Origin of the sequence: Caulobacter sp. S45 (assembly GCF_903642205.1) — a bacterium.
Taxonomy (GTDB): domain Bacteria; phylum Pseudomonadota; class Alphaproteobacteria; order Caulobacterales; family Caulobacteraceae; genus CAHJWH01.
The window spans coordinates 1-14978 of the sequence record NZ_CAHJWH010000069.1; the positions used below are offsets into that span (position 1 = coordinate 1).

Annotated in this window: 14 protein-coding genes; 4 read left to right on the forward strand and 10 right to left on the reverse strand. The window is 70.4% G+C overall.

The features are described 5' to 3' along the window. From glyS to HUV06_RS08650, 6 genes are all read right to left on the reverse strand, one after another. Window positions 1-1401 (reverse strand): glycine--tRNA ligase subunit beta (glyS, locus tag HUV06_RS08625; protein ID WP_174300878.1); only part of this gene is annotated, 1401 nt, incomplete at its 3' end. Beyond that, entirely contained in the window at window positions 1398-2270 is an 873-nt protein-coding gene (locus HUV06_RS08630) for a glycine--tRNA ligase subunit alpha (protein ID WP_174300866.1), read from the reverse strand. The genes HUV06_RS08630 and glyS, both read right to left, overlap by 4 nt. An 89-nt stretch (window positions 2271-2359) precedes the next feature. Continuing rightward, the gene (locus tag HUV06_RS08635) at window positions 2360-3067 is read right to left on the reverse strand and encodes a fasciclin domain-containing protein (RefSeq protein ID WP_174300867.1); all 708 of its coding nucleotides are present in this window, start codon (window positions 3065-3067) and stop codon (window positions 2360-2362) included. A 102-nt stretch (window positions 3068-3169) separates the two neighbouring features. Beyond that, window positions 3170-4060 carry a 4-(cytidine 5'-diphospho)-2-C-methyl-D-erythritol kinase gene (locus HUV06_RS08640; protein WP_174300868.1) on the reverse strand — a complete coding sequence of 297 codons (891 nt, stop codon included), beginning with the start codon at window positions 4058-4060 and terminating at the stop codon, window positions 3170-3172. Continuing rightward, window positions 4057-5811 carry a tetratricopeptide repeat protein gene (locus HUV06_RS08645; RefSeq protein ID WP_174300869.1) on the reverse strand — a complete coding sequence of 585 codons (1755 nt, stop codon included), beginning with the start codon at window positions 5809-5811 and terminating at the stop codon, window positions 4057-4059. Before HUV06_RS08645 ends, HUV06_RS08640 begins: the two co-directional genes overlap by 4 nt. A gap of 55 nt (window positions 5812-5866) precedes the next feature. Continuing rightward, window positions 5867-7573, reverse strand: coding sequence for an electron transfer flavoprotein-ubiquinone oxidoreductase (locus tag HUV06_RS08650; RefSeq protein WP_174300870.1), 1707 nt, complete (start codon window positions 7571-7573; stop codon window positions 5867-5869). A 109-nt stretch (window positions 7574-7682) separates the two neighbouring features. On the opposite strand from HUV06_RS08650, the gene HUV06_RS08655 reads away from it, so the two are divergent. The 3 genes from HUV06_RS08655 (at window position 7683) to HUV06_RS08665 (ending at window position 11476) form a co-directional block, all read left to right on the forward strand. Next, window positions 7683-8486: a uracil-DNA glycosylase gene (locus HUV06_RS08655; protein ID WP_174300871.1), complete on the forward strand. Its 804-nt coding sequence runs from the start codon at window positions 7683-7685 to the stop codon at window positions 8484-8486. Window positions 8487-8600: 114 nt separating this feature from the next. Further along, on the forward strand, window positions 8601-10247 hold the full coding sequence (locus tag HUV06_RS08660; RefSeq protein ID WP_174300872.1) for a lytic transglycosylase domain-containing protein: 1647 nt from the start codon (window positions 8601-8603) through the stop codon (window positions 10245-10247). Window positions 10248-10390: 143 nt separating this feature from the next. Next, a complete protein-coding gene (locus HUV06_RS08665; RefSeq protein ID WP_174300873.1) occupies window positions 10391-11476 on the forward strand; it encodes a PA0069 family radical SAM protein in 1086 nt (361 codons plus the stop codon). Between the two features lie 148 nt (window positions 11477-11624). On the opposite strand, the gene yghU is transcribed toward HUV06_RS08665, so the two are convergent. The 4 genes from yghU to HUV06_RS08685 form a co-directional block, all read right to left on the reverse strand. Then, a complete protein-coding gene (yghU, locus tag HUV06_RS08670) occupies window positions 11625-12503 on the reverse strand; it encodes a glutathione-dependent disulfide-bond oxidoreductase (protein ID WP_174300874.1) in 879 nt (292 codons plus the stop codon). Window positions 12504-12537: 34 nt separating this feature from the next. Next, window positions 12538-13362: an SPFH domain-containing protein gene (locus tag HUV06_RS08675; RefSeq protein WP_174300875.1), complete on the reverse strand. Its 825-nt coding sequence runs from the start codon at window positions 13360-13362 to the stop codon at window positions 12538-12540. Beyond that, on the reverse strand, window positions 13355-13606 hold the full coding sequence (locus HUV06_RS08680) for a hypothetical protein (protein WP_174300876.1): 252 nt from the start codon (window positions 13604-13606) through the stop codon (window positions 13355-13357). Before HUV06_RS08680 ends, HUV06_RS08675 begins: the two co-directional genes overlap by 8 nt. A gap of 116 nt (window positions 13607-13722) precedes the next feature. Next, window positions 13723-14325, reverse strand: a complete 603-nt coding sequence (locus HUV06_RS08685; RefSeq protein ID WP_174300877.1) for a TetR/AcrR family transcriptional regulator — start codon at window positions 14323-14325, stop codon at window positions 13723-13725. Between the two features lie 110 nt (window positions 14326-14435). Here HUV06_RS08685 and HUV06_RS08690 point away from each other — a divergent pair. Beyond that, the coding region (locus HUV06_RS08690; protein ID WP_217433731.1) for an MFS transporter at window positions 14436-14978 on the forward strand (543 nt) is incomplete at its 3' end.

Consider the following 14978-nt stretch of genomic DNA (forward strand, 5'->3'; position numbering starts at 1 on the left):
GGCGGCGGCGAGCGTTGCGTCAGATGCTCCCCCCCCGGGGGAGCTGTCGGCGAAGCCGACTGAGGGGGCCAGCGCCGCCCCCACCATCTGCTCCACCGTGGCGAGAGGGTCTTCGTTGCCGTCCGGCCCGGCGATTAATGGCAGCGCATCGTTCGCATGGGCGCGCACGTAGTAGCCGCCCATGATCCCCTGCAGCTCGGGGAACTCGCCGACCATGCCCGACGCCAGGTCCGCCTTGCAGAGCCTGGCGGCCGCCTCCGCCAGCTTCGGATCGGCGCCCACCAGCGGCGCGATCTCAGCTGCGAGCGCCGCGATCCGCTCCACCCGCTCGGCCAGGGTGCCGAGCTTGGCGTGGAAGGTGACGCCCTGCAGCTTCTGCGCCCAGCGGCCGAAGTTGTCGCCCTGGCGATCCTGATCCCAGAAGAAGCGGGCGTCCGACAGGCGCGCGGTCAGCACCCGGGCGTTGCCGTGGGCGATCACCGCGCCGCCGTCCTGGGGCTCGATGTTGGCCACCACCACGAAGTGCGGCGCCAGCTTGCCCGTGGCCGGGTCGCTCACGGCGAAGTAGCGCTGGTGCACGCGCATGGAGGTGCGGATCACCTCCGCCGGCAGGTCGAGGAAGCCCGCGTCCATGTCGCCCAGGATCGGCGCCGGCCATTCCGCCAGGCCCACCACCTCGTCCAGCAGGCCCTCGTCTCGCACCCACTCGAGCCCCCTAGCAGCGCACACCGCCTCCGCGCCCTCAGCGATCCGCGCCCGCCGCTCGGCGGGGTCGAGCACCACGTAGTGCGCGGCCAGCCGCTCGGCATAGTCGTCGAAGCCGGTCACCGCGAAGGGCGCGCGGTCGCGGCCCATGAAGCGGTGGCCCTCGGTGAGATCGCAGGCCGCGATCACGCCCGCGCCGGTCTCGATCTCCACCTGGACCACCTCGCCGTCGAGCAGGCACAGGATGCGCTTCAGCGGGCGCACCCAGCGCAACGTCCCCGCCCCCCAGCGCATGGACTTCGGCCAGGGGAAGCCCCGCACGATTGCCTCCACCATCTCCGCCACGATCTCGGAGGTGGCGCGGCCGCGGTGGTGCAGAGTGGCGTAGAGCTGGCCGTCGCGCTCGGTCAGTTGGTCGCGCGTCAGGCCGGTGGAGCGCAGGAACCCCTCCACCGCCTTGTCGGGGGCGTTGGCGCGCGGGCCGCGGCGTTCCTCGGCGCGGTCGGCCTGGGCGTCCGGCAGGCCGTCCACCGCCAGCGTCAGCCGGCGCGGGCCGGCGAAGCTGCGCATCGAGCGGAAGGCGAGGTCGGCTGTGGCGAGGCGCTCGCGCGCCATCCGCTCCAGGTCGCGCGCGGCCTGGGCCTGCATGCGCGCGGGGATCTCCTCGCAGAATAGTTCGAGCAGCAGGTCCATCAGGCGCCGCCGGCCACCCACGCCTCGGCGCAGGCCTTGGTCAGGTCGCGGATGCGGGCGATGTAGCTGGCGCGCTCAGCCACCGCGATCGCGCCGCGGGCGTCCATGATGTTGAACAGGTGCGACGCCTTCAGCACCAGATCGTAGGCCGGCAGCACCAGCGGCTGGCCCTGGCGGCCGCGGCTGGCCAACACGATGGGCGCCTGGCGCTCCATGTCCTCGAACTGGCGCCTGAGCGTGTCGACGTCGGCCACATCCAGCTCATAAGCGCTGAATTCCCGCTCATTCTCCAGGAAAACCTCGCCATAAGTGCAGCGCGCGTTGAACCTTAAATCGTAAACGCTCTCAACGCCTTGCAGGTAAAGTGCGAGCCTTTCCAGGCCATAGGTCAGCTCCCCCGCCACCAGCTTCACGTCCAGACCGCCCACCTGCTGGAAGTAGGTGTACTGGGTCACCTCCATCCCGTCGCACCAGACCTCCCAGCCGAGCCCCCAGGCGCCCACGGTGGGGTTCTCCCAATCGTCCTCCACGAAGCGGATGTCGTGGACGGACGGATCGAGCCCGATGGCGCGGAGCGAGCCTAGGTAGAGGTCCTGCAGGTCGTCCGGGTTCGGCTTCAGGATCACCTGGTACTGGTGATGCTGGTGCAGCCGGTTGGGGTTCTCGCCGTAGCGGCCATCGGCCGGGCGGCGCGAGGGCTGAACGTAGGCGGCGCGCCAGGGCTTCGGCCCCAGGGCGCGCAGGACCGTGTTGGGGTTCAGCGTGCCCGCGCCGACCTCCACGTCATAGGGCTGCAGGATCACGCAGCCCCGGTCGCCCCAATAGCGGTGCAGCGTCAGGATCAGGTCCTGGAAAGTCAGTGCAGCGCTCATGGAGACGGTGGCGGAGGCCCAAACGGAAGCCGGCGGACCATAGGGTCCGCCGGCTGGAGGGGCAAGGCGGCCGAGCCTGTCGAGCGGGCTTAGACGGCGGGCGGCGTCAGCACCTTGTCGATCGGGTAGATGATGCCGTTCGAGGCCGTCACGCCCGGCTGGAGCACGCTGGCGGTGTCGGCCTTGAGGGTCGGGCCGGAGCCGTCCAGGGTGATCGACTTCTTGGCGGCCGTGGGCACCTTGCCCGCGGCGTGGCCCATGACGTCGGTGGGCTTAATCGTGGCCGCCACCAGGTGGTAGGTCAGGATCGCCTGCAGCTGGGGCGGCGACTTCATCAGCATGTCCAGCTGGCCGGGCGGCAGGGCGGCGAAGGCCGCATCCGTCGGCGCGAACAGCGTCAGGTTGGGGTGAGTGGCGATCAGGTCCGTCAGGTTGGTGTCCTTCAAGGCCGCCAGCAGCTTTGTGAACTCGCCCGAGGCGGTCAGGGTGGCGATGATGTTGGACGCCGGCATGGGCCGGATCGGGGTAAAGCTCGCGCCGGACATGGCGCCCATGCTCCCGCCGCTCGTGGCGTCGCCGGTCATGTTCCCGCCCGTGTCGGAGGGCTGGGCCATGCCGCCCGTGGTGGGCGGCGGGGCGTAGGGCTGGGCGGCGCCGGCTGGCGACTGCATCGAGCCTGCGCCATTGGGCGAGTTCGGCTGCATGGAGCCGCTCATCGATCCGCCGCTCTGTGCGAGGGCGGACCCGGCCATCAGGGCGGCTGCAGCGGCCCCGGCCAACAGGCGTTCGAAGCGCATGAGGAAATCCTTGTCTGGCGTCGCGCCGGAGGCGGCGCGTCCCCTCGCCTACGCGGCCAAGCCCGTTCGGTTTCCGCCATCACGGGTTCGTGAACTTCCGCTTCAGGTCGCGGCAGGATCCCGGAAGGTGCAAGGGCGCACCCACCAGCCGGGCGCCTCGGCCGTCAAGCGATCCGCCAGGGCCCCGGCGTCCTCAGGCGTCTCGCAGAGGGCGAAACAGGTGGCGCCGGAGCCGGACAGACGCGCGAGCCGCGTCTCGGGCTGGCGCCGCAGCCGGTCCAAGACCTCGGTGATCTCGGGCGCGACGTGCTGGCCGGCCGGTTCCAGGTCGTTCCGACAGGGCCCCAGCACGGCCACCACCGAGGCGATGTCGGTGAAGGCTGGCGGCAGGACCGGCAGATCGGACGCGCCCTTCTCCCGCTGGGCGTCGTAGGCGCGGTAGACGAGCCCGGTCGGGCAGGCCACGCCGGGATTGACCAGGACCGCCGGCAGGGGCGGCAGACCGGGCGCAGGCGACAGCCGCTCGCCGCGGCCCAGCGCCAGCACCGGGCGGCCGAACAGGCAGGCCGGGCCGTCGGCGCCGAGCTCCGCGGCGATCGCCTCCAGCACCGTCTCGTCAGCATCGGGAACAAAGGCCTCCCGCACCAGGCGCAGCGCTGCGCCCGCATCGCTGGAGCCGCCGCCGAGCCCTGCGGCTACTGGCAGCCTCTTCTCCAAGGTCAGGCGAAAGGGCTCGGGCCGCACGCCGGACTGCTCGATCAGGCGGAGCGCCGCGCGCCAAGCCAGGTTGGCGGCCGGGTCCTCCCTGGCCAGGGCGGCGGCGAAGGGCCCGGTGAGGACGAAGCCGGTCGCCTCCGCCGGCTCCAGGCTAAGACGGTCACCGACATCGGCGAAGACCATCAGGCTGGCCAGCGGGTGGTAGCCGTCCGGGGCGAGCGGCGCGACGTGGAGGAAGAGGTTGACCTTGGCGGGCGCGAGCGCGCTGCGCCTCAAGGGCGGACGCTCCCGGCGGCCAGTGTGGGGCCGGCGGCGAGGCCGTGGGCGAGGCGGTCCTCGATGGCCGTCCGCGTGCTGGCGTCGGGCTCCAGCGTCAGCACCCGTCGCCACTGGTACTGGGCCTCCAGCCTGCGGCCGATGCGCCAGTAGGCGTCGCCGAGATGGGTGTTGATGTCGGGATCGGCGGGATCAAGGCTAGCCGCATGCTCAAGCTCGATCACGGCCTTTGGATATTGGCCGAGCCGGTAGTGGGCCCACCCGAGCGAGTCGATGAAGGCGCCTGACTCCGGCGCCAGGGCGTTGGCCTTCTCCAGCAGCGGCAGGGCCTGGTCCAGATGCTCGCCCCGGTCGGCCCAGGCGAAGCCCAGATAGTTCATCACCTCAGGGTCGTCGGGCTTGAGGCTGAGGGCGTGCTGCAGGTCGACCTGGGCCTCGCTCCACCTGCCCTCACGCTCGTAGGCGGCGCCGCGCAGGTAGTAGAGCCGCCAGTCCGCCGCTGTCGCGGGGGCGACCTGGGCGATCAGCCTGTCCAGGGTCTGGACCGCTTCGGGATAGCGTCCGTCATCGCGATAGAGATCGGCCAGGACCAGCGAGGTGTGGGGGTCGTCCGGACGGGCGGCGGCCAGGGCCTGGGCGGTGCTCAGGGCCTGGGGCTTCTGATCATCCTCCTGCAGGTCCAGGGCCAGGCGGCCTTGGGCGGTAGTGTATTCGGGGGAACTCGGCTTCACGTGGGCATAGGCGGCGCGAGCGCCGGGGATGTCGTGCTGGGCCTCCAAGGCGTCGCCGACCAGCACCCAGGCCTCAGACAGGTCTGGATCGAGGGTCAGCGCCAGACGCAGATAGGCCAGTCCCGCGTCGGGCTGCTTCTGGGCCAGCAGCAGAGCTGCAGGACCGACCAGCGCCTCGGCTGCCCGGGTGCGCAGCGATGGCGCGGGCGGCGGCGCTCCGCCTGCAGCGGCCCTCGCCCGGGCGGCGCTGAAGGCGGGATCGGTCGGGTCTTTGACCAAACCCTTCTGATAGAGCGCCAGGGCGTCGACACGGCGGCCGTGCCGCTCCAGATAGCCGCCGTAGGCGAGGGCGAACACGCCGCTGCGGCCAGCCTGGCTGGCGAAGGCCTCCTCGGCGCGGTCGAGCTTGCCGGCGCGTTCCAGCAGCAGGGCGTGGTTCAGCTGGCCGAACGCCTCCACCGCCCGGTCCGACCCTCCGACCGGCTGGGTGACCGCGACGGCCCAGTTCCCGTCTGCGGCCGCCGCCCAGGGCTGCAGCAGCGACGCCGCGGCCCAGTGCTCACCCATGGAGGAGGCGGACAGCCGCTGATAGGCGGCGTGGTTCTGGCTGTGGGCCAGCTCGACCACCGCCAGGGTGAGCTGGCCGAGGGCGTAGGCCGACACGCTCGACGGGTCGGAGCCGGGCGCTGTCTGCTGGGGCGCCAGGGCTGCGGCTCGCTCCACGTCGCCGGCGAGCAGGGCGGCGGCGAAGGCGTGCTGCTTCAGTTCAACCGTCTCAGGCGCCCGACGCGACGCCTCGCCGAAGAAGCCGGCCGCCGCCGCGGGCGATCCGTCGTCCAGGGCGGCCTCGCCCGCGAGATACAATCCGTAGACGGAGCTGTCCTCCGACGGCGCCTCCGCCACCCCCGTCATGGGGCCGCGGAGCTGCGGCCCGGAGGCGCAGGCGCCGAGCGCCAGGGGCAGGATCAGCGTGGCGAGGAGGCGCACCGGCACGGGCTTGGGCATGCGGCCAAAAGTCATGCTTTCCGCCGCCTCGCAAGCTTGGCGGCGGAGGCGACCCGCCCGGGCGGGCCTGTCACATGTTCGGGTAGTTCGGGCCCCCGCCGCCCTCGGGCGTCGTCCAGACGATGTTCTGCGAGGGATCCTTGATATCGCACGTCTTGCAATGGACGCAGTTCTGCGCGTTGATCACGAAGCGCGGGTCGTGAGCCGCGTCGTCCTGCACCACCTCGTAGACCCCCGCCGGACAGTACAGCCGCGCCGGCTCGCCGTACTTGGGCAGGTTCACCCGGATGGGGACGCTGGGGTCCTTCAGCTTCAGGTGGCTGGGCTGGTCCTCGTCATGGTTGGTGTTGGAGATGAACACTGAGGACAGCTTGTCGAAGCTGACCACCCCGTCGGGCTTGGGATAGACGATGGGGTCGTAGTCCTTGGCGAGGCCGGTCGAGGCCGCATCCGTCTTCTTGTGCTTCAGGGTGCCCAGGAAGGAGAAGCCGCCGGTCAGGTTGGTGACGGTCATGTCGACGCCCGCAGCGATCGTGCCCTTGAAGGTGCCGAGCCGGGTCAGGAGCGGCTTGGCGTTGCGCACCAGCATCAGCTCCTTCTTGATCTCGGAATGATCGTAGGCGAGTTGGTAGCCGTCCAGCGTGTCGCTGCTGCGCCCCGAGCGCAGCGCCTCGAAGGCCGCGTCCGCCGCCAGGATGCCGGAGCGCACCGCGTTGTGGCTGCCCTTGAGGCGCGGCACGTTGACGAAGCCTGCGCTGTCGCCCAGCAGAACCCCGCCCGGGAAGACCAGCTTGGGCACCGACTGCACCCCGCCTTCCACGATCGCCCGCGCGCCATAGGCGATCCGCTTGCCGCCTTTCAGGAATTTGGCCACCGCCGGGTGGGTCTTGAAGCGCTGAAACTCGTCGAAAGGCGATAGATAAGGGTTCTTATAGTTCAGGTGCACCACAAAGCCGATGGAGACGTAGTTCTCGCCGAAGTGGTACATCCACGAGCCGCCGCCGGTCTTGTCGTCCAGCGGCCAGCCGAGGGTGTGCTGCACCAGGCCCGGCTGGAACACCTCGTCGGGGACCTGCCACAGCTCCTTGATTCCCAGGCCGTACTTCTGCACGTCGGTGTCCTCACACAGGCCGTACTTGGCCTGCACCATCTTGGACAGCGACCCACGCACGCCCTCGGCCAGGAAGACGTAGCGGCCGCGGAGCTCGATCCCCGGCTGGTAGTCCGGCTTATGAGCGCCGTCCTTTGCAATGCCGAACATGCCAGCGACAACGCCCTTCAGCGCCCCGTCCTCGTAGACGAGTTCCGAGGCCGACATGCCGGGATAGACCTCCACTCCCAGCTCCTCGGCCTGGGTCGCCAGCCAGCGGCAGAGGTTGGCGAGCGAAGCGATATAGCAGCCGTGGTTCTTCATGAACGACGGCATGGGCAGCCAGGAAATGTCGGTGGCGCTGCGCTTGCCGAGCAGGATGAACCGGTCTTCCGTGACGGCGGTCTCCAGCGGCGCGCCTTTCGCTTCCCAGTCGGGGAACAGGACGCGCAGGCCCGCCGGATCGATCACTGCGCCGGACAGGATGTGGGCGCCGACCTCGGAGCCCTTCTCGACGACCGCGACCGAGACCTCTTCGCCGGCGTCGAGCGCCTTCTGTTTCAGCCGGATGGCGGCGGATAGGCCGGCCGGGCCGGCGCCCACGATGACCACGTCGTAGTCCATGGCCTCGCGCTCGATGCGCGCCTCCGCATGGCCCAGCTCGTCCTCGACCTGTTCGGCGGACATCCCTATGCTCTTTCTTTCGGTGGCTTGACGCTTGCGTCACCTATCTGAACCTGGAAGGGCGCGGGTCAAGGCCCCGACGAGTAGATAAGCTGAGCGCAGATAGACGCGGATGACCCCCGCCGCCCCTCACCCCCTGAGCGGCCTCCTCGCCTTCTGGGCCGAGGCGGGAGTGGAGTTCGCCTACGACGACGCACCCGTAGATCGGCTAGCCGAAGGCGCACGCCGACTGGCGCCCAAGCCGCCGCCTCCGGCCGTGAACGCCAAGCCGGCCGCGCCCTCGCGCACGCCGCTCGCCGCCCATGACGCCGAGGCCTTCGACCTCGCCAAGGCCGCGGCCGCCCGGGCCATCGACCTGCCGGCGCTCGAGGCCGCTGTAGCCGCCTTCCCATGGGGCGGGCTGAAGGCCCGGGCCGCACGCACCGTCTTCGCCCGCGGCCCGGCGAACGCGCCGGTCATGCTGATCGGCGAGGGTCCGGGGGCGGAGGAGGACCAAAGTGGCGAGCCCTTTGTCGGCCGCTCCGGCCAGCTGCTCGAACGCATCCTGGCGGCCGGCGGGCTGGAGGGTCGGGTGTTCATCACCAACACTGTCTTCTGGCGTCCGTCCGCCGACCGAACGCCCTCTCAGGCCGAGCAAGCCATGTGCCTGCCCTTCGTGGAGCGGGCCATCGCCCTGGTGAAGCCGCGCATTCTGCTGCTCGCAGGAGGCGCCTCGGCCAAGCACATGCTGCGCCGGAGCGAGGGCATCCTCAGCCTGCGCGGCCGCTGGTTCGATTGGACGCCGGAGGGCGGAGGCGAGCCTATCCCCGCCCTGCCGATCCTGCACCCGGCCTTCCTGCTGCGACAACCCGCCGCAAAGGCGCACGCGTGGCAGGATGTCCTGACGCTCCTGTCAAGACTTGATCGGTCAACCTAGCTCCGTCACCGTCGCCCGAGCTTGATACCGACCCCCAGCTGATCTGGGACCACGTGCACCTCGCCACCCACGCGTAACTCTCCCGGGGCGAGCGGCCGAGCGGAAGGCAGCTTAATGGCGATAGCGAGACTTGGCGCCGTACGGCGTCCGTGCGCGCGATCCTGGATCGCCGCCGCAGCCCTCGCCCTCGCCGCCGCCTGCCAAGCCCCCGCCGCCCTGGCGAACACGCCCTCCCCCGCCCTCGCCGCCCCGCCGTCCATCGACGCCTCGCTGAAGGTGCTGAACGCCACCGACGCCCAGCACTACGGCGAGGCTTTCGCCGCCATGCACCGCGGCGACTTCGCCACGGCCAGCGCGCTGGCGGGCTCGGTCGCCGATCCGTGCCTGAGAGGACGGCTGCAGGCAGCCCGGCTGCTGAACCCCGACTACCGCGCCTCCTACGCCGAACTCAGCGGCTGGATGCTGGCCAACGCCGAGCTGCCCGAAGCCCAGCGCGTCTACGACCTGACCCTGAAGCGCAAACCGGCGTCGGCGCCCTCGCCCCGCCAGCCCCTGTCGGCCGCCGCCGACGTTCCGAGCGCCGTGAGCCTGGGCGAGCGGGTCTCGCGCAGCCTGCAGGTCCGCCCCGCCGCCGAGAGCCGCGGACAGGCGTCCGCGCGCGAGGCCTTCTACGCCGGCGACATGGATCGCGCCTACGCGCTCGGAGAAAGCTCAGGCGAGCGCTGGATCGCCGGCCTCTCCGCCACGCGGCTGAAGCGCTACCCTGAGGCTCTGCACGCGCTGGAGCCTCTGTCCGCGGACGTGCGCCAGAGCCCCTGGACCCGTTCCGGCGCCGCCTACTGGGGCGCCCGAGCAGCGCTCGCGGCCGGTGAGACCGACCACGCCCGGTCCTTGCTCAAGGTCGCCGCCCGCTCGCCGGACACCTTCTACGGCCTGATCGCCGCGCGCGAGCTGGACCGGCTGTCGGTGAAGGCCCCCAAGGCCGACGCCATCGCCGACCTGCTGGACGCCACGGGCCTCGACCCCGCCGCCAATTCCGCCTTCGTCCACACCGACCCCGCCGCGCGCCGCGCCGCCGCCCTAATCCAGATCGGGCTGCCGCTTGAGGCCGGCGAGGAGCTGCGCACCGCCATGGCCACGGCCAACGAGGCGCAGCGGCCAAAGCTCACCGCCCTCGCGATCGCCCTGAACGCCCCGCTCGGCGGGCCCGACCCCGCTAAGGCCGGCTGGGCTCGGTTCGACATGGGCTCCTTTCCCACACCGGTGCTGACGCCCGCGGGCGGCTTCATCATCGACAAGGCGCTGGTCTATGCCCTGGTCCGCCAGGAGAGCCGCTTCAACCCCAACGCCGCCAGCGGTTCGGCCTACGGCCTGATGCAGCTGACCGCAGAAACCGCCGCGCGGCTAGCCGGCGACGAGACGCTGCGCCACAACCCCTCCGCGCTGCGCGACCCCGCCCTGAACCTGAAGCTTGGCCAGGCCTACGTCGCCAAGCTGCTGGGCGCCGTGCAGGGCGACGTGCTGAAGGCCGTGGCCTCCTACAACAGCGGCCCCGGCGTGGTTCAGAAGCTCGCCGCCAGGATGGGCGGCGACGCCGACTCGCTGATGCTGGTGGAGAGCATGCCGAGCGGCCAGACGCGCGACTACGTCCAGCGGGTGATGGCCTACTACTGGACCTACCGCCAGATCTTCGGCCTGGACACGCAGACGCTGGGGGCCGACAGCCCCGGCGCCAAGGCCGTGAGCCTCGCGGCGTTCTGAAGCGGCCAAGGAGCGCGCCCCTCACCTCCGCCCTCATCCTGAGCTTGTCGAAGGATGAGGCGACTGCTGGCGGCGCTCCTAGCTAACCGAATGCCGCGTCACTTCGTTCTTGTTATGTTCGTCCGCTTTGGTAGCGTGCTTTCATGGCAACGCTGGTCCAGCCCCTGCGCGGCCGGGGCGCCAAGTCCAACGCCTCGGGCCGCTATGAAGCGCTGAGCATCCAGGCCTTCGACGACGGCTGGGAGCCGGACGAGCCTCCGCCGACCAAGCTCGCCACCAGGCTGACGGCGGAGGCTGCGCGGGTGATCCTGACCCGCAACGACAGCCCAGACATCAGCTACGACCGCTCGATCAATCCCTACCGCGGCTGCGAGCACGGCTGCATCTACTGTTACGCCCGCCCCGCCCACGCCTATATGGGCCTGTCGCCGGGCGTGGACTTCGAGACCAGGCTGTTCTTCAAGCCGGACGCCGCGCGCCTGCTCGATCGCGAGCTGTCCGCCAAGACCTACGTCTGCAAGCCGGTGCACATCGGCGGCAACACCGATCCCTACCAGCCGGCGGAGAAGGGCCTGCGCATCACCCGCAGCGTCCTGGAGGTTCTGGAGCGGTTCAACCATCCCTTCAGCATCATCACCAAGTCGGCCCTGATCATGCGCGACGCCGACATCCTGGCGCGGATGGGACAGGCCGGGCTGGCCCGCGCCTTCGTGTCCATCACGACGCTGGACCGCAAACTCGCCCGCTCCATGGAGCCCCGCGCCGCGACGCCGGGCCGAAGGCTCGAGGCGGTGCGGGCCCTCGCTGATGCGGGCGCGGTGGTGGGCGTGCTGTTCGCACCCGTGATCCCGGGGCTGAACGACCACGAGCTGGAGGCCGTGCTGGAGCAGGCCAAGGCCGCCGGAGCCTCCAGCGCCAGCTACGTCGTCCTTCGCCTGCCGCGGGAGATCAAGGACCTGTTTCGCGAGTGGCTTGAGGCCGAGCGGCCCGCCCGCGCCGCCCGGGTCATGTCGCTGGTGCGCCAGATGCGCGGCGGCAAGGACTACGACCCCGACTGGGCGCAGCGCATGAAGGGCTCCGGCCCGGTCGCCGACCTGATCCGCCAGCGCTATCGCCGCGCCTGCACCTCGCTGGGCCTGGTCAGCGAGCGCACGCCGCTCCGCACCGACCTGTTCCGCCCCCCGGCCAAGCCCGGCGACCAGATGGACATGTTCGCCGCCGGCCGCTGACCCACCGCAGGGCGGCCTTGATCGCTGCGCCGCCGCCTGGTCAGAGGCACGATGCCGCAGGCCGCACCCAAGCCGCCGGTGTCAAGGCGTCCACCCCAGCCCCTGCCCATCGAGCAGGAGGGATGCTATTCCGCCCTTGCGCTGCGCCTCAGCCGGCCGCCGCCTCCAGCTTGTCCTGGGTGCGGGTCAGGAAGTCGGCGGCGTCGTGGCGTTCGCGCAGCTGGCTTGCGGGATCGCCCATGACGCGGTTGACCATGCGGCCCCGCTTCACCGCTGGACGCTCGGCGATGGCGTCGGTCCAGCGCTGCAGGTGCCTGTAGTCCTGCACCTGCAGGAACTCGCCCGCCTCGTAGACCAGGCCCTTGGCGAGCGCGCCGTACCAGGGCCATACGGCCATGTCGGCGATGGTGTAGTCATCGCCCGCGAGGTAGGCGTGGTCGGCCAGGCGCCTGTCGAGCACGTCGAGCTGGCGCTTCACCTCCATGGCGAACCGGTCGATGGCGTATTCGATCTTCACCGGCGCATAGGCGTAGAAGTGGCCGAAGCCGCCGCCGAGATAGGGCGCGGACCCCACCTGCCAGAACAGCCAGGACAGGCACTCGGCCCGGGCGGCGGGCTCGGTGGGCAGGAAGGCGCCGAACGTCTCGGCCAGGTGCATCAGGATGGCGCCGGACTCAAACACCCGGATCGGCGTCGGGCCGCTGCGATCGAGCAGGGCGGGGATCTTGGAGTTCGGGTTCACGCCCACGAAGCCGCTGCCGAACTGGCCGCCCTCGCCGATGCGGATCAGCCAGGCGTCGTACTCCGCCCCCGCGTGGCCGAGCTCCAGCAGCTCCTCCAGCATGACGGTCACCTTCACGCCATTGGGCGTGGCCAGCGAGTAGAGCTGCAGGGGGTGGCGGCCGACGGGCAGGTCCTTGTCATGGGTGGGGCCTGAGACCGGACGATTGATGTTGGCGAACTGGCCGCCGTTCTCCCTGTTCCATGTCCAGACCTTGGGCGGGGTGTAGGCGGCGGCGGCGGTCATCGGGCGCTCCAGGCGAGTGCGGAAGAGGGCCGGCCTACTTGGCCTCGCCCCCGAGATTGATGAACGGCGTGGCGCCGGAGGTGACCTGGGGCAGGTGGCCGTCCCACTTTTCGATGGCGCGCAGCTTCAGCACCTCGGGGTTGGCGCGGAGCGCCGCGCCCTGCAGGTTGGTGGCGGTCGCGTCGCCCTGGGCCTGGGCGATCTGCTGCTGGGCGCGGGCCTGGATGACGGCCACGTTGGCCTGTTCCTTCAGCGCGTTCTGCTCGGCGGCGATCTTGCCCTCGATCTGGTTCCGAACCTGGTCGGGCAGCTCGATGTTGGAGGTCAGATACAGCCGCTCGATCACTAGGCCGAAGGGCGCGAAGAAGGCACGCACGTCGCCCTCCGACAGGGTGGCGAGCTCGGCCTTCTTGGGCCCGTAGATCTCCTCCACGCCGTAGGTGGAGGCGCGCCGCACGATGGCGTCGCGCACGGCGTTGCGGACCGGACCGGCGATGATGCCGTCCATGTCGGTGCGGTACTTCTGGAACAGGATGGGCGCCTTGGAGGGGTCGACGTGCACGCTCACCGCCACGTCGGCGGCCATGGACAGCCCCTCCTTGGACTGGAAGTGGAAGGCTTCGTCGGTCGCCGCGCCCTCGTTGTGGGAGGCGGTCCAGTTGTAGGTCTGGGTGAAGATCGGGTAGGAATAGATCATCTGCGAGAAGACGGTCCAATAGTAGCCGACCCCCAGCGCGGTGTTCTCGACGCCCGCATTGGAGCCGAGGTTATCCACCCGCACGCCCACATGGCCGGGCTTGACCTGGGTGCAGGCGCTGAGCGCCAGGGCGGCGACCGCGAGCGCCAACGGGTTACGCATGGGGGTCGTCCCTCCTCGAGATGTTGATGATGCGGGCTGTCGGGGAGCGGCGGTCGCGGCGGCGTCGCAGGGACGAGAGCAGGATGAAGCTGAACCAGACGATGACGAAGGCGCCTGCGATCAGCAGCACCGCGGCCAGGATGAGGGCCGGGGTGCTGTGCAGGTCGACCAGCCAGGGCCCTACGACCCGTAGCAGCACGAAGGCCGCGATCACCAGCCCCACCGCCTGCAAGGCCTTGACCAAGACGTAACGATCCACCCGACGACCCCATTTGTGCGCCGGGACTGGCTCTACACCAGCCACCGGACCGTGTCCTGGTTCTGCGCTGAAGGCTGTAACCGGCGAGCGGCCCTCTGGGGTCAGCGATCTCTGGTCTTAGCCGCCTCCAGCGTCTCGCGCACCCGGGCCAAGGCGGCGTCGGCCGGCGCGGTCTCGCCCAGCATGCTGAAGGTGCGGTAGAGGGCGAAGGCGCAGTGGCCGTGGACGGTGGCCACGAGCGAGCGGGTCAGCGCCAGCACCGCCTCCGCTGCGGCCTCGGGGAGCTCCCGGGCGACCTCGCCGGCCGCCACGCTCATCAGGTCGGCGGCCAGCGCCTGGTACGACTCCGGCGCCGGGCCGCCGTCGGCCATGTGGTGCTCGTAGATGGCGATCCAGGCCTTGGGGTTGTCGCGGGCGAACTCGAAGTAGCCGCAGACAAGCGCCCTGATCCGGTCGTCTCCCGCAGCCGCCAGCCGGTCCCGCAGATGCTGCGCCCACAGCGCCAGGGTGCGGGCGTTAAGGGCGAGCATGAGGCCGTCATAGCTGCCGAACACGTTGTAGAGGGTGCCGATGGAATAGCCGACGCGCTTGGCCACCTCCCGCGCCGAGAAGCGCGCCAGCCCGGTCTCGGCCAGCTGCCTGCGGCCTTCGGCGACGAACAGCTCTTCGAGTTCGATGCGCGTGTGATCGGAGCGACGCCCCATCCGGCCCTCAATTAGACACCGCTCAGAATTTAATTGAACGGTGATCATTTCTGGTGTTCGATGACGTTGCGGTCAAGCGGAATCCTCCGTTCGCCCTCGGGAGCCACCTCGTGCCCCAGTCCTCCTCGGAACTGTTCCTGCTGGGCAAGCGGCGGTTCGCGCCGCTGTTCGTCACCAACCTGCTCGGCGTGTTCAACGACAACCTGTTCAAGACGGGCCTGCTGGTCATGGGCAGCTACGTCATCTACCGGGCGGACCCCACGAAGTCGGCGCTGCTGGGCACGCTGGCGACGGGCGTGTTCATCCTGCCCTTCTTCCTGTTCTCCGCGGTGGCCGGCCAGATGGCCGATGCGTGGGAGCGCGCCAAGATGGTGCGCCTGGTCAAGCTGGCCGAGGTCGCCATCATGGGGCTGGGGCTGGCGGGCTTCTGCACCCAGTCGATCGGCCTCTTGCTCGCCGCCCTGTTTTTGATGGGCGTGCACTCCTCGGTCTACGGGCCGCTGAAGTACGCCATCCTCCCCCAGCAGCTGCACGAGGGCGACATCCTCGGCGGCACCGGGCTGATGGAGGCCGGCGGCTTCGTCGCCATCCTGGCCGGCCAGCTGGCCGCGGGCCTGGTGGCGCCCTGGCAGGCGGGGGCGCTGGCCTGCGCG

Coding starts and splice junctions, on each gene's coding strand:
- HUV06_RS08630 (WP_174300866.1), bottom strand. CDS start 2,270: ATGAGCGCTGCACTGACTTTCCAGGACCTGATCCTGACGCTGCACCGC.
- HUV06_RS08635 (WP_174300867.1), bottom strand. CDS start 3,067: ATGCGCTTCGAACGCCTGTTGGCCGGGGCCGCTGCAGCCGCCCTGATG.
- HUV06_RS08645 (WP_174300869.1), bottom strand. CDS start 5,811: ATGACTTTTGGCCGCATGCCCAAGCCCGTGCCGGTGCGCCTCCTCGCC.
- HUV06_RS08650 (WP_174300870.1), bottom strand. CDS start 7,573: ATGTCCGCCGAACAGGTCGAGGACGAGCTGGGCCATGCGGAGGCGCGC.
- HUV06_RS08655 (WP_174300871.1), top strand. CDS start 7,683: ATGACCCCCGCCGCCCCTCACCCCCTGAGCGGCCTCCTCGCCTTCTGG.
- HUV06_RS08660 (WP_174300872.1), top strand. CDS start 8,601: ATGGCGATAGCGAGACTTGGCGCCGTACGGCGTCCGTGCGCGCGATCC.
- HUV06_RS08665 (WP_174300873.1), top strand. CDS start 10,391: ATGGCAACGCTGGTCCAGCCCCTGCGCGGCCGGGGCGCCAAGTCCAAC.
- yghU (WP_174300874.1), bottom strand. CDS start 12,503: ATGACCGCCGCCGCCGCCTACACCCCGCCCAAGGTCTGGACATGGAAC.
- HUV06_RS08675 (WP_174300875.1), bottom strand. CDS start 13,362: ATGCGTAACCCGTTGGCGCTCGCGGTCGCCGCCCTGGCGCTCAGCGCC.
- HUV06_RS08685 (WP_174300877.1), bottom strand. CDS start 14,325: ATGGGGCGTCGCTCCGATCACACGCGCATCGAACTCGAAGAGCTGTTC.